This is a genomic window from Pseudomonadota bacterium (assembly GCA_022361155.1).
Lineage (GTDB): Bacteria > Myxococcota_A > Polyangia > Polyangiales > JAKSBK01 > JAKSBK01.
On sequence record JAKSBK010000228.1, the window covers coordinates 1 to 5,334 of the forward strand.

Annotated in this window: 4 protein-coding genes; all 4 read left to right on the forward strand. The window is 65.3% G+C overall.

Annotated elements, in window-relative coordinates:
* The first annotated feature begins 55 nt into the window (after positions 1-55).
* Positions 56-1,114 (forward strand): phenylalanine--tRNA ligase subunit alpha, encoded by a 1,059-nt coding sequence (pheS, locus tag MJD61_08740; GenBank protein ID MCG8555358.1) that lies wholly within the window; start codon positions 56-58, stop codon positions 1,112-1,114.
* A 14-nt stretch (positions 1,115-1,128) separates the two neighbouring features.
* Positions 1,129-3,630, forward strand: coding sequence for a phenylalanine--tRNA ligase subunit beta (gene pheT, locus MJD61_08745; protein ID MCG8555359.1), 2,502 nt, complete (start codon positions 1,129-1,131; stop codon positions 3,628-3,630).
* A gap of 81 nt (positions 3,631-3,711) precedes the next feature.
* Complete coding sequence (locus MJD61_08750; protein ID MCG8555360.1) at positions 3,712-4,572, forward strand: HDOD domain-containing protein; 861 nt, start codon at positions 3,712-3,714, stop codon at positions 4,570-4,572.
* 11 nt (positions 4,573-4,583) lie between these two features.
* Entirely contained in the window at positions 4,584-5,219 is a 636-nt protein-coding gene (locus MJD61_08755; protein ID MCG8555361.1) for a response regulator transcription factor, read from the forward strand.
* Positions 5,220-5,334: the final 115 nt, after the last annotated feature.

The following is a 5,334-nucleotide window of genomic DNA, read 5'->3' on the forward strand; positions in this document are numbered from 1 at the left end:
CGGGGGGCGCGCGCGCACTGGGAACGCCGGGCGAGAATAGAGTAGCCTGCGCACCATGGCCGATCACGTGGCGGCGGAGCGTCAGGAGGGGCTGCGCGCGGGCGCGGAGTCCTACGAGGCGGTCTTCGCAAACGCCGGAGACGAACAAAGCCTGCGTTCGGTCAACGCTCGTTTCGTTGGTCCGCAGGGACAGCTGACCCGGCTGATGAAGCTGATGCCACGGATCGAGGCCGGTGATCGCAAGGCGTTTGGACTTCGCGCCAACCAACTCAAGACGGAGATCCAGCGCCTTTTCCGTGCTCGGTTGCTGGAGCTCGCAGGCGAAGCTCGCAGGCGCGAGCTTGGCGCCCCGTCGATGGACATCAGCCTGCCTGGCCGCGGAACCATGCCGGGGCGCCTGCATCCGCTAACCAGGGTGAGCTTCGAGGTATTGGACGTCTTCGGCGTTCTCGGCTTCGACATCGTGGACGGTCCGGAGGTAGAGTATCACCGCTACAACTTCGACATGCTTGGCTTTCCTATGGATCATCCCGCCACTGACCAGCAGGATAGCTTTTTTGTTGAAGGACGCAGTGGCGAGCCGGACTCGATTCTGCTGCGAACGCACACCTCGAACATGCAGGTGCGCCAGATGCTGGATCGCTCGCCGCCGCTGGCGATCGTGGCTCCCGGGACCGTGTATCGACGCGACGACGACGCCACCCATTCTCCGATGTTCAAGCAGGTGGAGGGCTTCATGGTGAGCGAGCAGGTCAGCTTTGCTCACTTGAAAGGCACCCTCACCATGTTCACGCAGCGCATGTTCGGCGCCGGCGTGCCTGTGCGTTTTCGACCAAGCTACTTTCCCTTCGTGGAGCCCGGCGGTGAGATGGACATGGGCTGCATGTTCTGTGGGGCTTCCGGGTGTCGAGTGTGCAAGGGCACGGGTTGGATCGAGATCCTGGGGTGCGGCATGATCCATCCCGTGGTGTTCGAAAGCGTAGGCTACGATCCGGATCGCGTCACGGGTTTCGCGTTTGGGATGGGCATCGACCGCATTGCCATGCTTCGCTACGGCATTGCCAACATCCGACTCTTGTACGAGAACGATCCGCGCTTCCTTGCTCAGTTCTAGGGCCCTTTTTCACCATGCTGGCGTCCTACAACTGGTTGAGAGAGCTGTCCGCCGTCGAGGCCACACCGGGCCGGTTCGCTGACAAGTTGACGGCAGCGGGTCTCGTGGTCGACGCGGCGTCGGAGTGCGGCCGTGACCTGTCTCGTGTGGTGGTGGCCGAGGTGCGGGGGATTCGCCCGCACCCGTCGCGAGCGAAGCTCACGGTGGTGACCGTCTACAACGGCGACGCAGAGCGCGACGTGGTCTGCGGAGCGCCCAACGTGCCCTCGCCGGGCCGTCTCGTGGTGCTGGCAGACATCGGCGCCAGGCTGCCATCCGGTGCCGAGATCTCGGCGCGGCGTCTCGGGGGCATCGCTTCCCAGGGAATGCTGTGCAGCGAAGCCGAGCTCGGCGTGGGCCCAGAGGAAAGCGGGATCCTCGTGCTCGAAGCCGCCGAGGGGCTACGACCGGGCGCGGCGTTCGCCGATGCCCTGCGGCTGCGAGACACCGTGTTCGATATCGAGGTCACACCCAACCGCCCTGACTGTCTTGGCCACGTCGGGCTAGCTCGCGAGCTGTGCGCGCTGTTCGCCCGCCCGTTCGAGCTGCCGCGCGCAGCCCCTGCCGCGCGCTGGACGTCTGCCGCGCCGCTACCGTCCCGCCAGGGGCTGGCCGCCATCGACCTGCGGGATCACTGTGGGTCACCTGTTTCGACCGTGACGGCTGGACACCTTGTCGTCCCGCCGCTGGACATCCGCATAATCGACAGCGAGGGCTGCCCACGCTACGGCGCCGCTTTGGTCCTGGGTCTAACGATCGGCCCATCGCCTTTCGCACTGCGCTATCGATTGCACAGCCTGGGCCTGCGTCCAATCAGCAACGTGGTGGATGCGACCAACGAGATTCTGCTCAAGTGGGGCCACCCCATTCATGCGTTTGATCTCGACCGAGTTCGCGGGGTGCGGATCGTCGTACGCCGGGCAGGTGAGGCCGAGCGCATGGCGACGCTCGACGGTCACGAGCGAACGCTGAGCTGCGAAGACCTGCTCATTTGCGATGGCGAGGGTCCGGTAGCCATCGCGGGCGTCATGGGCGGGCGTGACTCCGAGGTTGGCGTAGATACCACGGGCGTCTTGATCGAGTGCGCCTACTTCGAGCCTCGGTCGGTGCGACGCACGTCGCGCCGCCTCGGCCTTCAGACCGATTCCAGCTATCGCTTCGAGCGCGGGGTCGATCCCCACGCCGTTGCAGCGGTGCTTGCCGATGCCGCGTGCCGGATCGCTGCGCTCACGGGTGGAGCCGTGGTTCCCGAGGCTCTGGACGCCTATCCCCGACGCCTGCCAGCCCGAGCGATCAGCCTGCGCCCGGCGCGGCTTGACAGTCAGCTCGGCGTGGCCGTGGACCCAAGCGAGGTAGCCCTTGTGCTGCAGCGCTTGGGGTGCGTGGTGGATGCGGCGGACGCTGCCTGGCGCGTGACTGCGCCCGCGTTTCGCCCCGACTTGCAGCGCGAGGCGGATCTGGTCGAGGAGGTGGCGAGGGTACGGGGTTACGATTCGATTCCGGTGCAGCAGCCGCGAGTCTGTCCCTCGGGGGAGGGTACATCGGAGGCAATCAGGTTCGAACGCAGATTGCGCGAGTCTGCGGCCGCAGCAGGTTTCGATGAGGCCGTCAACTACGTGTTCGTGTCGGCGCAGGAGCTGGAAGCGTCACGCGTCTCCACGCGCGCCGTTCGCCTGGCCAACCCTCTGTCGGAGCAACGACCGCTGCTGCGCACCTCGTTGCTTCCTGGGCTGTTGAACAACGTGAAGCACGCTCAGCACCACCAGGTCAAGGGTCTGGCTCTGTTTGAGCTGGCGCGCGTTTTCGATGCCATGCCCGGCGGCAAGCTGCCCCGCGAGCGGCAGGAACTGGCGCTCCTGGTTGCCGGGCCGCGGTCAACGTGGTTCAACGACGCCGAAGCAAGCGACTTCTACGATCTAAAGGGTCGGCTGCAGGCTGTGCTACGGCCCGTCATCGCCGGGCAGCCCCAGACCGAGCTCGACGATTCACTCGAGGCCCGTGCGAGCTACCTGCATCCGAGGCGCCGGGCGCGGGTGGTGCTCGGCGGCAGCGAAATCGGCGTCGCAGGTGAGCTTCACCCCGATGTGACGGGTAGCTTCGAGGTGGAAGGTCGCGTGCTGTACGCCGGCCTCGATGTGGCAGCGTTGCATGCAGCTCGCCGGCGTCTCCCTTTGCCGCGAGCCAAGCCCCTTCCGAGATTCCCCTCTGTAAGCCGGGACATCGCGGTCGTCGTCCAGGAAGATCTCGCGGTCGGTGACGTACGGGGCGTGCTGAAGCAGGCCGCCGGTGAATTGGCGGAAGACGTCGTGTTATTCGATATCTACCGTGGCGTCCCGGTTCCGGAGGGTCACAAGAGCCTGGCCTTCCATGTCGTATACCGCAGCCCAACGTCCACACTGACGGACAGGGTCGTCGAGCCCCTCCATAATAAGCTGGTAAGAACGGCCGAGAGGCGATTTGGCGCCCGCCTGCGGTGAATGCCGAGAGGCGCGAGATCGCCGGTCACGTTGTCTGTCGAGACTAGTAGCTCGGGGTTCTACCGCGTACAATGAAGCTACGTGAGCCAGTCACGACCCACTGCCGATGGAGTCAACGCGTTGCTCGAACGCATTGCAGAGCTAGCTCCGATACCGGCGGCTGCGAACCGCGTGATCGCCTTGACGAGCAAGGATGACGCTCGGATCGTCGAAGTCGCCCAGGCCGTGGCGGCCGATCCGGCGCTCGCAGCTGAAACCATGCGCATCGCCAACAGCCCGCTATACAGCGGGAACACCGTGATCGGAGACCTCGAGCAAGCCATCATGAGGCTGGGGCTCAACGAGCTCAGGAACATGGCGGCTGCCATGGCGATGATCGCGGCGTTTCGCTCGGAGAGCAAGCTGTCGCTCCGGTTGCACGAGCAGTCGGTCCTTTCCGGAGCGCTTGCCGGGCTCAGCGCCCGAGCGCTTTCCACGGTGCCGCGGGGTTGTGCGTTCCTCTCTGGTCTGCTGGCTGAGATCGGCGCCATGGCGTGCCTCACAGCAGACACCGGCGCCTACGAGGAGCTTTGGCAAGCAGCGGGCGGCGATCCCGCCCAACGTCAGCGGTTGGAAACGGAGCGCTACGGCACTTCGAGCTACGAGATCGGTCGTCGTTTGCTTCAGCGTATCGCGTTGCCCGAGGAGACTTGCGACGCCGTGGGTACGCCCGTTGGCGCCGATGCCGACTCGCTGTCGGATCTGGCTCGGGTCTGCGTTTTTGCACGCACCATCACTCCGCTCTTGATCGCGGCGGGTGCGACCCGCTCCTTTGACGCCTTTCGCGAACAACTCGAGGCCACCATGGAGCGGCTTGCGCTGGTCGGCCTGGGCACACAAGGGATGCTCGACATCTGTGTCGAGGCGGGCAGGAAGAGCGCAGCCGCTCTTCGGGCAAGGTAAGACAGCCGGGTGTGATTCAGTATCGGGCAACGGTCCGGGTTCTGGTCGTCGTGCGGTGCGGCATCGTTCGTGAGCTGCTTGCGTACTGGCTCGAGCAACAGCCCCGGGTGCGTGTCGCAGCATGCGTGGGCAACGTGCAGACAGCCCTGGCCGTTCTTTCGGCGGGCGCGAGAGCGGATGTCGTTGTCCACGACGACTGCGATACGCCCGAAGGCAGCGGTTGGCTCGCGGCAGCCAAGCAGCGGAATCCCGCGCTGAAAACACTGGCACTCGCGGGTCTCCCAACCGGGCACGTTGTGAAGGCGAAGACATCTGGGCATGCTCCGGTGGCGACTTCGATTCGCGGCATCGCCCAGATCCTCTCGGACCTGGTGCATGCACCGGCAGCGGCGAACGGTCATGCCGGGGGGGCGCCGCAGCTAAGGCGCGCAGGCGCGTCGCGTGACCTGGCCGTGCTGAGTCGGCGTGAACTGCAGGTGCTTCACCTGACGGCGGCTGGACTCACCAAGAAGCAGATGGCGCACGAGCTTGGCCTAAGCGTCAAGACCGTCGAAAACGTGAGCGCGCGCCTCATGAACAAGCTGGGCATCCACGACAGGGTGCAGCTTGCGCGCTTGGCTATACGCGAAGGCCTCGTCGCACCCTAGTTTCCGTCGAGAATCGCGCCATAGCCGCTTTCGTCCTCGCAGCGAAGCTTGAAATAGCGCTGCTATTGCTTCGCTCCGCTGCTGCGGGCGCGCTGGCTCTGGCATCGATTCTCGA

What these genes read in the sequence shown, in the direction of transcription:
- pheS (MCG8555358.1), top strand. Translation starts at nt 56, where the DNA reads ATGGCCGATCACGTGGCGGCGGAGCGTCAGGAGGGGCTGCGCGCGGGC.
- pheT (MCG8555359.1), top strand. Translation starts at nt 1,129, where the DNA reads ATGCTGGCGTCCTACAACTGGTTGAGAGAGCTGTCCGCCGTCGAGGCC.